Here is a 14,332-nt window from a genome sequence, read left to right on the forward strand (position 1 = left end):
TCCCTAATCCTGCGCGGGCGGCGCAAGATCGAGCGTCCGCGCCCGCGTCATTCCCTCGACATCCACCGTGGGGTCACGCCAAACTAGGAGCCGCCACTGCACCAGCCCGTGACAGGCGACCGGATCGCTCGCATCATCCACGCACCAGCCCGCCGTCGCTCCCGTCTCGCGGCAGTCGGCCCCGGCCAGGTCGAGATCGTCCTCGGCACGCTCGCTGCAACGAATGACCAGCCCCTCGCGCAGCACATAATCATGCGTGCGATCCACGATGATCGCCTCGGGGTCGATCTCGAGCCGCGCCAGCCGCGCCTCGGTCGAAAGCGGATGCCCCCAGACGGCCTGCACCGAATAGGTGCCCGTCGGCTGCGCGTCGTCACGGTGCATCGCCAGCGCGAGCGCCCGCGCCTTGGCCCTCTCGCGCCCGCATGAATGATCGGGCCCCTCCTGGCCCGCGGCCGGCAACGTCCAGCAACCCGCGACCTGCCCCAGTGGCGACACGAGGAACTGCATGAGCCGTGCCGCCTCGCTCCGGGGGCGGGGCCGGTCCATCATCCGCCAGCGCACCGCGGGCGGCGACACGCGCTGCGCGACCGGCTCGCCATCTGCATCGAGCGCCGGGTGATAGCGCGCCCGGCCCACGAAGATGTCGCAGGTGCCCTCGTCCAACTCCGCATGCCCGCTGCTCGTGCGCACCGTGCACCCCTGCACGCGCCCCTGCGCGTCCACATCGAGCCACACCCGCACATCGCCCTCGAGGTCGAGCGCCAGCGCCGCCGCCGGATAATCCTCATAGCTGAACAGCGTGCCGAGATTGACTTTCGACTGCGGCGGCCGCGCCAATGTCGGCTTGGGCGGCAAGGGCGGCACGACCGGCTGCCCCACGCCCAGCAGGCTGGCGGTGAACATGGCAAGACCGGAAAACATCACGCACACTCCCTCGACAAGAACGGTCGCCCGTCCTGCTGCCCCCTCCATAGCCGCGCTTTCCTAAGCGAAGGTCACCGATGTGCAAGAGCGATGCCGCTGCGCTACGGCGACGGTACCCCGCAGCGCCGGTCGCTACCTTTTCAGAACCAGTCGTCTTGCGCGCCGCCGACCCTTCATCCTAATCATCCGTCGACTTGAGGGGGAGCAAGCCATGTCATTGTCCATCCTGCCGATCGGCCTTGCGCTGGTGGCGAGCGATCCGGCGCAGCCAGGGGAAAGCGCAGCGCGGGGAGACGTGCGGTCGCTGTTTCGGGCCGAGGATTATCCCGCCGACGCGCTGCGTCTCGACCAGGAAGGCGCCGTGCGCGCCCGGCTCGCCATCACGCCGCAGGGCACGGTAAGCGAGTGCGTCATCGTGGAAACCTCGGGGTCGCCTGCGCTCGACCGCGCGACCTGCGACATCCTCATGGAGCGCGCGACCTTCGATCCGGCGGTGAACAATCAAGGCCGCTTGGTCGAGGCCTCCTATACGACCCCGTTGATCCACTGGAGGATCCACCGCCAGAGCGTGCGCGCACAGAGCTACGCGGCCGCAGCCGACGGCGTCGACCCGCCGCTGATCTTCGGTTTCTCGTCAGAGGGAAAACCGCGACGGTGCGAGCAATTGATCTTCGGCGCCGACGGCATCTCGGCGCAGCCATGCACCTCCATCCAGAAGACCGGTGCGCTCGTCATCGGCATGCTGATTGTGACGGACCCGCTCTATGCCGACCGCGATTGGCTCGTCGGCACCGCGGCGGGTAGCCGGCAAGACGTGGGGCGCTGGAAGCAATGGCTTCTGGCCACTGCCAGCGAGGCCCGCATTGCCCGCCACCTCGCCCCGCGCTTCGAAAGCGCCGCCCCTTGTCCCGATCGCGCCGAGGAACTGGCCTTCTGCGGCGAACCCCTGCCCGCGGACCCAGAGAAGGGCTCAGCGCCCGACAAGCAGGAGCGCATCGAATTCTTCCTTGCCCTGCCGACGGGCACCAGCATCGCTTTCGAAGAGGAAACCACGGGCGACTGATGGCCCCAACGCTGCGTCCGTGACGCCAAGCGCTTCGGATCCGCGCCAGCAGCGTACCGGTAATCCTCTCGCCATCGTTGGACAGCAAGGATGCTGTCGATTGGCAGGCTCCGGGGGGAGCTTTCATCGGCAAGCGACCGGCGTGCCCCCAATCGGCGAGAAATCAGGCTGCCCTCCCCCTTACAACCGCCAAAGAAAAAGGGGCCAGCGAACAAGTCGCTGGCCCCCTTCTTGGCACCGAGCTGGTTTGCCGGTCTTGGCCCGGGTTCGCCCTTTCGTCCGCCCGAAGGCTTGTCGAAAGAATGTCTCCGCCGCCAGTGCCTCCACGAACCGCCGCCCGAAGGCATTGATCCGTCTCGGCTCCAGGGCATCGGCCCGTCTCCGCCCGAAGGCTTTGACGTCGCCTCACCCCGAGGGGTTCGGCAGGCCCCCACCCGAAGGTGGTGACAGTCGCTGCTGCAAGAGCAGTGACCTTGGCGCCCATCGCCATCCTTGCGCGCCCGCTCAGGCGTCGCTCGTTACCGCCCGGCCTGCCCCCATGCAGGGGCCTCGCCTCGGGTCCGGAAACCTTGCCTGTTGAGAGCTCTCACTCACGACAGGCGCCGCCTCCTTCCGTCCGCTACCGATCCGTCTAGCGGATCGCGTCCCGGCGGTTCGTTCGCGGCCCTTCCTGGACCGGGACCTTCGCGCCCTTCGCTCCCCCGACCCAAGGGTCGGTGCAGCGCGGCTGCGTTAGGCACCCCGGTTCTTCCGGTGCCGTCCGACCGGCTGGTCCGGTCACCAAGGCTCCGGGTCTCACCGCGCTGTCCGGATCCGAAGATCCTTGAGCGCTCCTCCCGGTCTTGCGACCATCGCCTGCCGGCGGAGATCGGAACTTGCGTTCCCTTGCCCCGAGGGGCCCGGGCGCTTCGTCCCGATCACCATTTTGTTATGAGCCACTTTGCAGGTGTTTCCAAGGCGTTAAGAGGTATTTCGGCCTGTGGATAACGGGGATATCGTGCAAAAGTCGCCTTTTTTGCGGGCACGACCCCATTTCAGCCGCGCCTTTAGCCAGCGAAAAGCCGATTCGCAAGCATCAATTCGCGCCGCGACTCGAAAACGACTCGCCCGCCCCCTCCCGAGTCGCCCCCGCCTCACGTCCGGGTTGCCCAAATGTTCTCTCATCCCTACCTGTCAGGCGTGACCGAATCCCAGCCCCCCGCCCCGCCGATCGACACTGGCGATGCCCCCGCCTATCTCGCGCACCTCAACCCCGCGCAGTACGAGGCCGCGACCACCCTCGACGGCCCCGTCCTCATCCTCGCGGGCGCCGGCACGGGCAAGACCGCCACCCTCACCGCCCGCCTCGCCCATCTCATCGCCACCCGCCGCGCCTGGCCGAGCCAGATCCTCGCCGTCACCTTCACCAACAAGGCGGCGCGCGAGATGAAGGAACGCGTCGCCCGCATCACCGGCGGCGCGGTCGACAACATGCCCTGGCTCGGCACCTTCCACAGCGTCTGCGCGCGCATGCTCCGTCGCCATGCCGAGCTCGTCGGCCTCCAGCCCAACTTCACCATCATCGACACCGACGACCAGCTCCGCCTCCTCAAACAGCTCATCGAGGCCGCGCAGATCGATCCCAAGCGCTGGCCGCCCCGCGCGCTGGCCGCCCTCATCGACCAGTGGAAGAACAAGGGCCTCACCCCCGCCCACATCGACGCCGCCGACGCGCAGGCCTATGCCGACGGCAAGGGCGCCGACCTCTACGCCCAATATCAGGAGCGCCTCAAGGCCGTGAACGCCTGCGACTTCGGCGACCTCCTCCTCCACATGCTCACCATCTTCAAGGCGCACGCGGACGTCCTCGACACGTGGCGGACACGCTTTAAATATATTATGGTCGACGAATATCAGGACACCAACGCCAGCCAGTATGAATGGCTGAGGCTCCTCGCCGCCCCCGACAACAACATCGCCTGCGTCGGTGACGATGATCAGTCGATCTACTCGTGGCGCGGCGCCGATGTGTCCAACATCCTGCGTTTCGAGCGCGACTTCCCCGGCGCCAAGATCGTCCGCCTCGAACAGAATTACCGCTCGACCGGCCACATCCTCGCCGCCGCCAGCGGCGTCATCGCCCACAACTCGGGCCGCCTCGGGAAAGATCTCTGGACCGACGCCGGCATGGGCGAGAAGGTCAAGGTCCTCGGCGTCTGGGACGGCCCCGAGGAAGCCCGCCGCATCGCCGAGGAGATCGAGAACCACGTCTCCAAGGGCGGCTCCCTCGACGACACCGCGATCCTCGTGCGCGCCCAGCACCAGACGCGCGAGTTCGAGGAACGCTTCATCGCCATCGGCATGGACTATCAGATTATCGGGGGTTTTCGCTTCTACGAGCGCGCCGAGATCCGCGACGCCATCGCTTACCTCCGCCTCTTGGCCTCGCCGCAGGACGACCTCGCCTTCGACCGCATCGTCAACACCCCCAAGCGCGGCCTCGGCGACAAGGCCGTCGCCACCATCCACCAATATGCAAGGGTGCAGGGCCTCCCTCTCCTCATGGCCGCCGCCCAGATCCTCGACACCGACGAGCTCACCGCAAGAGCCCGCAATTCGCTCGGCCGCTTCGTCGGCGACTTCGCCCGCTGGCGGACACTCATGTCGGGCACCTCCGCCGCCCCCGTCACCGGCGACGACAAGCGCCAACTCATGGAAACCGGCGTCAAAGCCCTCACCCCATCCGAACTCATGCAGCAGGTGATCGAGGAATCGGGCTATGTCGCCATGCTCCAGGCCGACAAGTCCGCCGAGGCCCAGGGCCGCCTCGACAACCTCGCCGAACTCGCCCGCGCGATGGAGGAATATGAAACCCTCTCGGACTTCCTCGAACATGTCAGCCTCGTCATGGACAATGACGCCAACAAGGCGGGCGAGCGCGTCACCCTCATGACCATCCACGCCGCCAAGGGCCTCGAATTCCCCTTGGTCTTCCTTGCCGGCTGGGAGGAGGGGCTGTTCCCCTCGCAGCGCGCGCTGGACGAAGGCGGCAATGCCTCCCTCGAGGAGGAACGCCGCTTGGCCTATGTCGCCATCACCCGCGCCCGCCGACAGGCGATGATCGTCCACGCCGCCAACCGCCGCATCTACGGCCAGTGGACGAGCAGCATCCCCAGCCGCTTCGTCGACGAACTGCCCGCCGAACATGTGGAAAGCGACCAGACCATGTCGGGCGGCGCCTCGCTCTGGCAGGCCCAGTTCCAGCCCCACGAAGACCCTTTTGCACATCTCGCCGCCGCCGGCTCCAACCGCGCCAGCACCCGAGGCCCCGGCTGGAAACGCGCCAGCTCCCGCTTCGAAAAAGGCGAACAACGCATCATCGAGTCACGCGGCAGCGCGGTGAGCCTCGGCAACAAGGGCCGCGATGACCTCACCGTCGGGATGCGCGTCTTCCACGGCAAGTTCGGCTACGGCAAGATCGAAGCGATCGAGGGCAACAAGCTCGAGATCGAGTTCGAGAAAGCGGGGCGGAAGCGGGTGCTGGATAGCTTTGTGAGTTTGGACTGATGCTGAAGAATCTCTCCAATCTGGGCGAAAAGAAAGTCTACGGTGAAATCATAGGAGCCACCCAGTCGTATGCGGGAAAGATATATGAGAAGGTTCGTATTGCAGATGCTGTAGATATTTCTTGCTTACCAATGGAACTTCGACAGTTCGCACTTATGTCTCATCTTGATTTCTGCATTGCGGACGAGACGGGATATCCGGTTCTCGTTATCGAGTATGATGGTGGAGGGCACGATCAAAAAAACGATTACAAGAAAAATCGCATCATAAAATTGGCGGACTTGACCTTCTTCAGGGTCAACGAGGAAGCTGTGGACATTCGTACGGCAAGGATGACACTGCTTGAGTACTTGGTTCACACTTATTTTATGGGCGTTTGTTTCATTGAGGCTCAGAAAAAGGGTGAAATATCCTACGACGAGCCATTTATAATGGGAGCGTTCCTCAAACCAACTGCGAAACATCTATTTGATTCTGATTTTGAATTTACAATTGGACCGAAGTCACGTTGCATTTCCAATCTGAGACGACATGGATATAATGAAGTAAATTCGTACGACTTCAACATGTTGGTGGTCGGCTTGTATGGTGACGAAGACGAATGGGTCACCTATACGAGCGTGGAAGTCGGCGATCGTTATGTTTATGGGAAAGGGCGCTTACGTCTTTGCACTCCGAACCTCGGCCGCATTTCGGAAATCCCGTTCGGATACTCGGCGTTGGGCGACTTTTGCGAAGGGCTAGCTCTAGAGAACCTCAACGAGGAACTAGAAGCTTTTTTCAGCGGTGGCGGTCACACGATTCAAGAGCCATCAGACGTTCGGACCGAAATAGAAGTTCTGCACGCGCGTGGTTTCAAGATGTTGCGTGGAGGGGCTGGTGCGGACACCATGTTGAGTAGTTTCTGGGGCAAACTGAACTAACTTGGAAATCAGTCCTATCCGCCGCTGGAGAATGTATCAGTGATAAAAATAGTCAGCGCAGAAAAGCACGCTCGCAAGTATCGTGACGAATGTAAAAAACTGATCCCCATCGCGAATTTCGGCGACGCTGGTGATATTTCGTCACAGATGCTGGACAGCTTCGAGACTGCAGTGGAAAGCGACCGAGAACAACTTATTCACGAGGCCTTCGAGGCGCACCCTTACGCACTTCAATACGCTATTGATCAATCCGGACATCATGGCACTTGGCTTATTTCGAAGCAGATGATCAGAACTTCTATCAAGGGTCAATCTTCAGGGTTGATCCCTGACTTTTTAGCTTTCACGCGTAGCTCACTCGGATTGTTCGCATGGGTCGTCGAGTTGAAACGACCGAGCATGAATTTCTGTAAGATCAACGGGACACCGAGCGCTAATGGATCTAATGCACTCACACAGCTCAATAATTATTCAGATCATATTGCTAATTTTATCGAGACCGTTCGATCAAACTCAGGCCTCGAAAATCTTAGGGCACCTATTGGGAAGCTTTTGCTAATGGGCCGGAGCTCTTCAGAAACGGTGGCTCAAACGCATGGCCGGCGTTTATTCAACAAGCCCTTTGAGCAACAGATAGTGTCATATGATCGTATTATTCACGGAATTTCCTTCGATCTCCAATCTCGACTAAATTGGACCGATCGGACTTAGAGTCACCCTCCTCCGCGCCATCAACGCCGGCACGCCGCTCAAGATGGACGCCCTGCGCGCGCTCGCGGCAGCGGCGGGCTATGCGGATCCGCGGACCTATATCGCCAGCGGCAACCTCCTCCTCGATACCGACGATAGCGAGGCGCAAATCCGCGCCCGCCTCGGCCCCGCGCTCGAGGCCCATGTCGGCGCCCCCGTCCCGCTCTTCGTCCGCACCGCCGACGAACTCGACGCCCTCCTCGCCGCCAACCCATGGCCCGATGCCCCCGGCAACAAGGTCATGGCGCTCTTCCTCGACGATGCCCCGACACAGGCCGACATCACCGCCGCCACCCACATCACCGACGAGCAAATCGCGCTCGGCACCCGCCACCTCTACCTGCACTACCCCTCGGGCCAGGGCCGCAGCCGCCTCAGGCTCCCCGCAATGGACCGCGGCACCGCGCGCAACATGAACACGGTCAGGAAACTCAGCCACCTCGCCCGCGCCTGACCGGATACGCCAGACACCGCGCGACAGGCGTGGCGATCCATGCTATACCACTGGCATCACAAGAATTTTATCAGAAGCATCCTGTGACTGTCGGAACGAGTAACTCGCCGACGCTTTCCGCAGGAACGCTCCATGCCCATCACCGATCTCAACGAGCTGCTCCACCGCGAACAGGTCGCGTACGACCGCGCCCACCGTGCCGCGACCGAGGAAATGCGCCGTGTCTATACGCGCATGGCGGCGGATTATCGCGCCCGCATCAACGCCCGTCCCTTCGTGGGCAGCGACCGCGTCGGCGCCTTTCGCTAGGGCCGGGGCGGTCGTCCACCGCGCGGCGGACGCTCGATGCCCGCCGCCTCGTCGGCCGCCGCCTGCGCGTCGCGCTCGGCCTTGCGCGCGGCCTCCTCGCTTTTCAGGATATCGGTGCGCAGCGAACGCTGCGCCAGCGCTTCCCACGCCGCCGCCGATCGCAAATGGTTGGCGCGCACATTGTCGAGCGTGGCCTGACGCGCCAACGCCCGCGCTTCGCGCACGCGTGCTACGAGATAATCGCTCTGGTCGGACATGCTGCTTCCTTTCTCCCCCCCCCAAGGTCAAAGAGAAAAAAAGGGCCCGCCGCATCGCGACGGACCCTTCCCCCCTGCCCGCAGCCCCCTGCGGCGGGCATGACGATGGCGGTCTGTCGCTAGAGCAACGTGATCTTGCACGCGGCCATCTTGCCGCGCTGATCTTGCTCGAGCTCGTAACCGACCCGCTGCTCCTTCTCGAGCGTCTGCAGCCCGGCTGCTTCCAGCGCGCTGATATGCACGAAGGCATCCGAGCCCTCGCCATCGGGCGCGATGAAGCCGAAGCCCTTGTCGTTGTTGAAGAATTTCACGGTGCCTTCGATCATGGAAATCGTCCTTCGGTGCCGCTGCGATAGCCGCAGCAGCTTCATGCTAGAAATCGGCGATGACGAAAGACTCGGGCGCGTTGTCCGCCCGCATGTTCCAGAAGTCGGCAACTGGTAGCCTGCGTGACGCTAGGCCCTTTATATTGAGAAAGCAATGACATCGGCGCCCGCGACCTTGCTGGCCCTCGCGGGCCAATCCCCGCGCCCACGCCCACGCCCACGCTGTCCTACACCCCCGCCCATCGCTATGATGCGCGCATGCTCATTTGCCCCCCTCCCCTGCCCGTTCGTCGCGGGCGGATTGCGGGGGCCGGCGGGGACCCCCGACCCACCGTCAACTTTCTCAACTTGCAGAGGGGAAAACGTCCTACAGCGGGGCGCGCGAACGCCGCCCCGGGAACCGCGATCCCGCCCACCGGTTGACCCCGCAACATCGCGGCCGGGGCCATTTGATCATCGTGCTTTCACTACTACGCCAATATCGCATCCCGCTGCTCGTCCTCCTCGGCGGGCTCGCGCTGACGTTGCTGGCCGCGACCGTCTCGCATGGCGACGCCGAGAAGCGCTACGAACAGCAATTGTCCCGCCTCGCCGACCGCGCGGCGCTGTCGGTGGAAAACAAGTTCGCGCTCCAGGCTGCGGTTCTGCGCGGCGGCGCTGCCCTCTTCCGCGCCTCCGACAATGTCTCGCCCGACGATTTTCGCCGCTATGTCGAGCGCCAGAACCTCGCCCGATTCAATCCCGGCATCCTCGGCGTCGGCTTCGCCGTCTATGCCACCACCGACCCCGAGGCCAATGTGACCACCGCCGAGCTTTACGGCGGCCGCCCCTATCGCCGCCTCTGGCCCGACGGCGATCGGCCCAACTATTCGATCATCGCCTTCCTCGAGCCGCGCAACGAGCGCAACGAGGCCGCGCTCGGCTTCGACATGATGAGCGAACCGACCCGCCGCGCCGCCATGGAACGCGCCCGCCGCTCGGGCGAGGTTTCGCTCAGCCACAAGATCGAACTCGTCCAGGAAATCGACGACGACAAGCAGGCCGGCCTTCTCCTCTACATGCCCGTCACGCGGCCCGTGGATGCGGAGGAAAAGTTCATGGGCTGGGTCTACAGCCCGCTGCGTGCCGGCGACCTGTTCAGCACCATCACCGACGAACCGCTCTACGAGGATGTCGAGGTCGGCGTCTATGACGGCACCCCCTCGCTCGACACGCTATTGTTCGAAAACCTCGATGCCGACACGGTCGGCAATTCGGTCACCCGCACGCTCACCGTGGGCGGCAACCGCCTCGTCATCCGTGTCACCCCGACCGCCTCCTTCTACGCCCCCCATCCGCGCATCAATTTCATCGTCGCGCTCATCGTCGGCCTCGCCCTGACCCTCCTCGTCGCCGCCTTGACCTGGCAGCAACAGCTCGCCCGCCTGCGCACCGAACGCACCGTCGATGCCCGCACCGGCGAACTGCGCGAGGCCAATGACAAGCTCATCGCCGAGGCCGCCGCCCGCGCCGAGGCCGAGACTCAGATGCGCCAGCTCCAGAAGATGGAAGCCGTCGGCCAGCTCTCGGGCGGCATCGCCCACGACTTCAACAACATGCTCGCCATCATCACCGGCAATCTCGACATGGCGCGCCGCACCGACGACACCGCCAAGCGCGACACGGCGCTCGACCGGGCGATGCTGGGGGCCAAGAAGGCGGCGGAACTGACCCACCGCCTCCTCGCCTTCTCGCGCCGCCAGACGCTCCTGCCGCAAACGGTCGACTGCAACCGCCTCGTCGCCGAAATGTCCGAGCTGCTGCGCCGCACGCTCGGCGGCACGATCGAATTGGAAACCGTCCTGTCAGGCGGCATCTGGCCCGTCACCGTCGACCCCAGCCAGCTCGAGAACGCCATCGTTAATCTCGCGGTCAATGCCCGCGACGCCATGCCCGAGGGTGGGCGGCTCACCATCGAGACCAGCAACTGCCACCTCGACAGCGCCTATGGCGACGAGCACCCCGACGCGCCTCGCGGCCAATTCGTCCTTATCGCCATTTCCGACACCGGCACAGGCATGTCGCCCGAGGTGCAGGCCAAGGCGGTCGATCCCTTCTTCACCACGAAGGAAGTGGGCAAGGGTACCGGTCTCGGGCTGAGCCAGGTGTTTGGCTTCCTCAAGCAATCGGACGGCCATTTCGTCATCTATTCTGAAGTAGGCGAAGGCACGACGATCAAGCTCTACCTCCCCCGCGCCCTCGGCGCGCGCAAGGGCAGCGCCGCGATCGCTCGTTCGGAAAGCGATGCCCAGATGCCGATGGCCCGCGAGGGCGAAACCGTGCTGGTGGTGGAGGACGAACCGGCCGTGCGCGAGATGAGCGTGAGCGCACTGCGCTCGCTCGGCTACGAGGTCGTCGAAGCGCCCGATGGCGAGCAGGCCCTGTCAATGCTCGAGGATCAGGACCTCAAGGTCGATCTCGTCTTCACCGATGTCGTGATGCCGCGCATGGACGGTCGCCGCCTTGCCGATGGCATCGCCCTTGTCCGGCCCGGACTGCCGATCCTGTTCACCACCGGCTTCACGCCCAATGCGATCGTCCATAACGAGCGGCTCGATGACGGCGTGACACTCCTCACCAAGCCGTTCAGCATGGCGCGCCTTGCCAATGCCGTGCGCGAACTCATCGACCGTGATCGGACCGACTGAGGCATGGCTGGCGGTTCAGCGCTGCGCCGCTGCCGCCACCTTGTCGGCGCGGCATTCGTAATCGTCCGCCGCGATCTGGTCGAAGGTCAGTTGGCAAAAGCCCGACGTCGTACCCTGGGGCATCGCCATCCGGCTCGTCTCGCTCCCACCAAAGCCATCGAGCAGCCACGGCAGCGAAATGGCGGCGGCTGCCAGCGCGAAGATATTGACCATATGTCTCATGTTGCGCGTCTCCCTCGTTGCGCTTTTTCTCCTACGCCACATGGGTCCCCGCGATCCTGACGCGGGGATGGAAAGATTGTGGGGAGATTGTCAGCCGCTCATTCGGCGGCCGCATCGGTACGCGTCGTATCGCGTTCCTCGACGATCGCCTCGCCGAGCCGGACCTTGTGCTTTCCCCAGAACAACCCTTCTCGGTGCCGCCCATAAGGCACCATCACGTCGAGACCACGATTGCCCCAGGCGATGAGGATGCGGATCGTACCGCGCTCGGCGTCCCGGGGCAGCATTTCGGTGAAGGCAGTGGCCCGCACCACGCCATTGGCCATCAGCTCGTCCATCTCGCGGCGCAACGCGTCGAGCGATGCGCCGCCCTCGATTCCGTGCGGGCTGCCCCCGGCATCGAGCATCGCTCCGAAGGGCGCGGGCTCGGGCTGGTGGCCAAGCCGCCGCGCGGCTTCCTCGGCACAAAAATCGATTAGACGAGACGATCCGGTCATCATGGTCTCCCGGATCGACCTATTAACATAGGTCAACTCTTCTGTCAGCGCCCGCTACCGTCAAAAATGCCATGTCGCGGCGGCAACGAAAAGGGCGCGGAAGCCAAGCTCCCACGCCCCTTGCGTTAAATCGATGCTGGTTACCCTCAGGCAGGCATCGGCATCTGCGCCTGCTGTTCCTGCTCGGCGCGCATCTCGGCCTTGCGGGCTTCTTCGGCGACCCGCAGCTTGTCCGCCGCGATCGCCCGATTGGCGAGTTTTTCCCAGCTGCGCGCGGCGCGTTCATGCCGCTCTTTCACTTTCGCCAGCGTGGCGGCATCCGCCTTGGCGCGTTCTTCTTCCATCCGCTCGATCAGAAATTCGGTCTGGTGGGCCAATATGGGTCTCCTTGGGGACAAGGGACCACCCGCGGGAACGGGGGTCCCGGGGTTGGCGTCAGTCGCTCCCGCCGGGCCGGACGGCCGTCGGAAATTCAGGGCGGGGCGGTTGGCGGAGGTTCGGAATCGTCTCTGGGCTGCAAGGCAGCGAGATGGCGCAGGGCCGATCGGAAGGAGACGGTCGAACGATAGTGGGACTGTTGTAGGATATATGACAGAAAAACGCAAAAATCCGCCATTTGCGGGATTCATTTTGGCTTCAACGTCATTCTGGCCGCGAATCGGTCTCCGCTCAGCTCTCCTCGCCGAGCTCCAGCCAGTCGCGTTTCTCGAGCCCATAGAGCATGTCGAGTAGTTCGAACTGCAGCCCGTTCGGCTGCGAACTGTTCGAATTCCACAGCGCCACCACACCCGTGTCCCTGGCCTCGTCGAACAGGATAAAGCTGCGATAGCCATTGACCCCGCCGCGGTGCCCGATCACCTCATGCCCCGCATAATCGTAGATGCGCCAGCCCAGCCCGTAGCGCGCATCGGACAGGCGCTCGCGATAATCGCGCAGCCGCCGCATCTCGCCCGGCGTCTCGATCAGCGGGCGATGCGCCTCGTCGAGCACGGCGCGCGACAGAATGTCGGGATAATGGCCCATCTGTGCCCGGAGCCAAATCGCCATGTCGAGGATGTCGCTGTTCACGCCGCCCGCTGCGGGGACCTCATAATAGGCATCGGTCACGGGCACTTCGCGACGCCCCCGACTGTGCGGATGCGCCCAGCTGTCGGCCCCTTCGAGCCCTTGGCGGCTGGCATTGGCATCACGCATCCCGAGCGGGCCGAACAATTCCTCGACCAGCGCCGTCTCGAACTCCTTGCCTGCGCCGCGCTCGATCGCTTCGGAACTGCTGTCGAAGGCGACATTCTGGTAGCTCCAGCAGGCGCCGACCGGGCAGATTTGCACCAGCTCGCCCAGCATGGCCCGGATATCGTCGGGATCCTCGCCCGCCTCGAGCTTGTCGTCATAGGCATTGCGCCAAATGCCGAGCCGGTGGCTCAGCACGTCGCGCAGCGTGGCCGAAAACTGGTTGCCCTCGGGCAGCTGGAGCGTGGAGCTGTAATTGCTGATCGGCAGGTCGAGGCTGAGCCGGCCTTCTTCCTCCAGCTTGGCGGCCATGATCCCCGCCACCCCCTTGGACACCGAGGCCCAGCGAAAGCGCGTGTCGATCCCGACGGCCTCGCCCGAGCCTTCGAGCGTCTCGCCATAGCCCTTGATGAAGTGGATTTCGCCATCCTCGACGATGCCCACCGCGAGCCCGACCATGCCGGGCTCCTCGGCCAGCCGTTCGAGCCGCGCATCGAGCCGCGCATAATCGATCGCGCCTTGCTCGCCCAGGTCGACCAGCGGATCGAGCGCGACGCGCACATGGTCGCGCGGCGGCGCGGCCGCATCGGCGTCATTTTCGACCCATTGCGAGCCGGCGAGCACCGAGACGAACAGGAGAGCAGGAAGCGAAATATTCATGAGGGCGGGGGCAATCATCCTGCGGCTTGTGTTGACTGTCCTGCCAACGAAGGCAAGAGGGTGGTGTGTTCCGTTCGTGCCGCAAATGCAACGAGCGGTCGTGGGCGCGCCGGGTCAGCCATGGCCGGGGATCAGAGAGCGAGGCGAGACGATGCAATTCCTGCGCACTATCCTGTGGGTCCTGCTCGCGGTCGGCATCGCCATTTTCGCGACCGCCAACTGGCACGACGTCATGATCGACATCGGCGCCGACCTCCGCATGGCAATCAAGCTGCCCCTGCTGCTCGCCCTCACCTTCTTCCTCGGCGCGGTGCCGACCATGCTCTATTATCGCGCCCGCCTGTGGAAGATGAGGCGCCGCATCGACCAGGCGCAGCGCGCACTCGATGCGCATCCGTACACGCCCGCGCCGCCGCCCACACCGGCCCAGCCGACCCGCGCCGCCCCGCCGCCCGAACCCGACAGCCCCTTCTAAAGGATC

Annotated in this window: 15 protein-coding genes; 8 read left to right on the forward strand and 7 right to left on the reverse strand. The window is 64.2% G+C overall.

The window, feature by feature from the left end; genetic code table 11:
- Positions 1-3: 3 nt before the first annotated feature.
- Positions 4-924 carry an energy transducer TonB gene (locus NUW51_RS06225; protein ID WP_265587940.1) on the reverse strand — a complete coding sequence of 307 codons (921 nt, stop codon included), beginning with the start codon at positions 922-924 and terminating at the stop codon, positions 4-6.
- A gap of 214 nt (positions 925-1,138) precedes the next feature.
- Here NUW51_RS06225 and NUW51_RS06230 point away from each other — a divergent pair, with 214 nt between their 5' ends.
- The 6 genes from NUW51_RS06230 (at position 1,139) to NUW51_RS06255 (ending at position 7,972) form a co-directional block, all read left to right on the forward strand.
- Positions 1,139-1,990 carry an energy transducer TonB gene (locus NUW51_RS06230; RefSeq protein ID WP_265563793.1) on the forward strand — a complete coding sequence of 284 codons (852 nt, stop codon included), beginning with the start codon at positions 1,139-1,141 and terminating at the stop codon, positions 1,988-1,990.
- Positions 1,991-3,142: 1,152 nt separating this feature from the next.
- The gene (locus NUW51_RS06235; protein ID WP_265563795.1) at positions 3,143-5,536 is read left to right on the forward strand and encodes an ATP-dependent helicase; all 2,394 of its coding nucleotides are present in this window, start codon (positions 3,143-3,145) and stop codon (positions 5,534-5,536) included.
- Positions 5,536-6,459, forward strand: a complete 924-nt coding sequence (locus tag NUW51_RS06240) for a DUF2726 domain-containing protein (RefSeq protein ID WP_265563797.1) — start codon at positions 5,536-5,538, stop codon at positions 6,457-6,459. Before NUW51_RS06235 ends, NUW51_RS06240 begins: the two co-directional genes overlap by 1 nt.
- 39 nt (positions 6,460-6,498) lie before the next feature.
- Complete coding sequence (locus tag NUW51_RS06245; protein WP_265563799.1) at positions 6,499-7,170, forward strand: Shedu anti-phage system protein SduA domain-containing protein; 672 nt, start codon at positions 6,499-6,501, stop codon at positions 7,168-7,170.
- Positions 7,160-7,663, forward strand: coding sequence for a DUF1697 domain-containing protein (locus tag NUW51_RS06250; protein WP_265587941.1), 504 nt, complete (start codon positions 7,160-7,162; stop codon positions 7,661-7,663). The genes NUW51_RS06245 and NUW51_RS06250 overlap by 11 nt, the downstream gene beginning before the upstream one ends.
- Before the next feature lie 132 nt (positions 7,664-7,795).
- Positions 7,796-7,972, forward strand: coding sequence for a hypothetical protein (locus NUW51_RS06255; RefSeq protein ID WP_265563801.1), 177 nt, complete (start codon positions 7,796-7,798; stop codon positions 7,970-7,972).
- On the opposite strand, the gene NUW51_RS06260 is transcribed toward NUW51_RS06255, so the two are convergent.
- Both NUW51_RS06260 and NUW51_RS06265 read right to left on the reverse strand, forming a co-directional pair.
- Entirely contained in the window at positions 7,969-8,229 is a 261-nt protein-coding gene (locus NUW51_RS06260; RefSeq protein WP_265563802.1) for a hypothetical protein, read from the reverse strand. The two genes, NUW51_RS06255 and NUW51_RS06260, sit on opposite strands and share 4 nt — an antisense overlap.
- 119 nt (positions 8,230-8,348) lie before the next feature.
- Positions 8,349-8,555, reverse strand: coding sequence for a cold-shock protein (locus tag NUW51_RS06265; RefSeq protein WP_265563805.1), 207 nt, complete (start codon positions 8,553-8,555; stop codon positions 8,349-8,351).
- Between the two features lie 458 nt (positions 8,556-9,013).
- Between NUW51_RS06265 and NUW51_RS06270 the strand changes: the two genes are divergently transcribed.
- The gene (locus tag NUW51_RS06270) at positions 9,014-11,242 is read left to right on the forward strand and encodes a CHASE domain-containing protein (protein ID WP_265587942.1); all 2,229 of its coding nucleotides are present in this window, start codon (positions 9,014-9,016) and stop codon (positions 11,240-11,242) included.
- A 15-nt stretch (positions 11,243-11,257) separates the two neighbouring features.
- Here NUW51_RS06270 and NUW51_RS06275 read toward each other — a convergent pair whose 3' ends face one another.
- The 4 genes from NUW51_RS06275 to NUW51_RS06290 all read right to left on the reverse strand — a co-directional run bounded on the left by NUW51_RS06275 (position 11,258) and on the right by NUW51_RS06290 (position 13,851).
- Positions 11,258-11,464, reverse strand: a complete 207-nt coding sequence (locus tag NUW51_RS06275; RefSeq protein ID WP_265563807.1) for a hypothetical protein — start codon at positions 11,462-11,464, stop codon at positions 11,258-11,260.
- 98 nt (positions 11,465-11,562) lie between these two features.
- Positions 11,563-11,964, reverse strand: a complete 402-nt coding sequence (locus NUW51_RS06280) for a hypothetical protein (protein ID WP_265563809.1) — start codon at positions 11,962-11,964, stop codon at positions 11,563-11,565.
- Between the two features lie 143 nt (positions 11,965-12,107).
- The gene (locus tag NUW51_RS06285; protein WP_265563812.1) at positions 12,108-12,338 is read right to left on the reverse strand and encodes a hypothetical protein; all 231 of its coding nucleotides are present in this window, start codon (positions 12,336-12,338) and stop codon (positions 12,108-12,110) included.
- A gap of 292 nt (positions 12,339-12,630) precedes the next feature.
- Positions 12,631-13,851: a serine hydrolase domain-containing protein gene (locus tag NUW51_RS06290; RefSeq protein WP_265563813.1), complete on the reverse strand. Its 1,221-nt coding sequence runs from the start codon at positions 13,849-13,851 to the stop codon at positions 12,631-12,633.
- A 151-nt stretch (positions 13,852-14,002) separates the two neighbouring features.
- Between NUW51_RS06290 and NUW51_RS06295 the strand changes: the two genes are divergently transcribed.
- Positions 14,003-14,326, forward strand: coding sequence for a LapA family protein (locus NUW51_RS06295; RefSeq protein ID WP_265563815.1), 324 nt, complete (start codon positions 14,003-14,005; stop codon positions 14,324-14,326).
- Positions 14,327-14,332: the final 6 nt, after the last annotated feature.

The sequence above is a fragment of the Sphingomicrobium arenosum genome, assembly GCF_026157085.1.
GTDB classification, from domain to species: Bacteria; Pseudomonadota; Alphaproteobacteria; order Sphingomonadales; family Sphingomonadaceae; genus Sphingomicrobium; species Sphingomicrobium arenosum.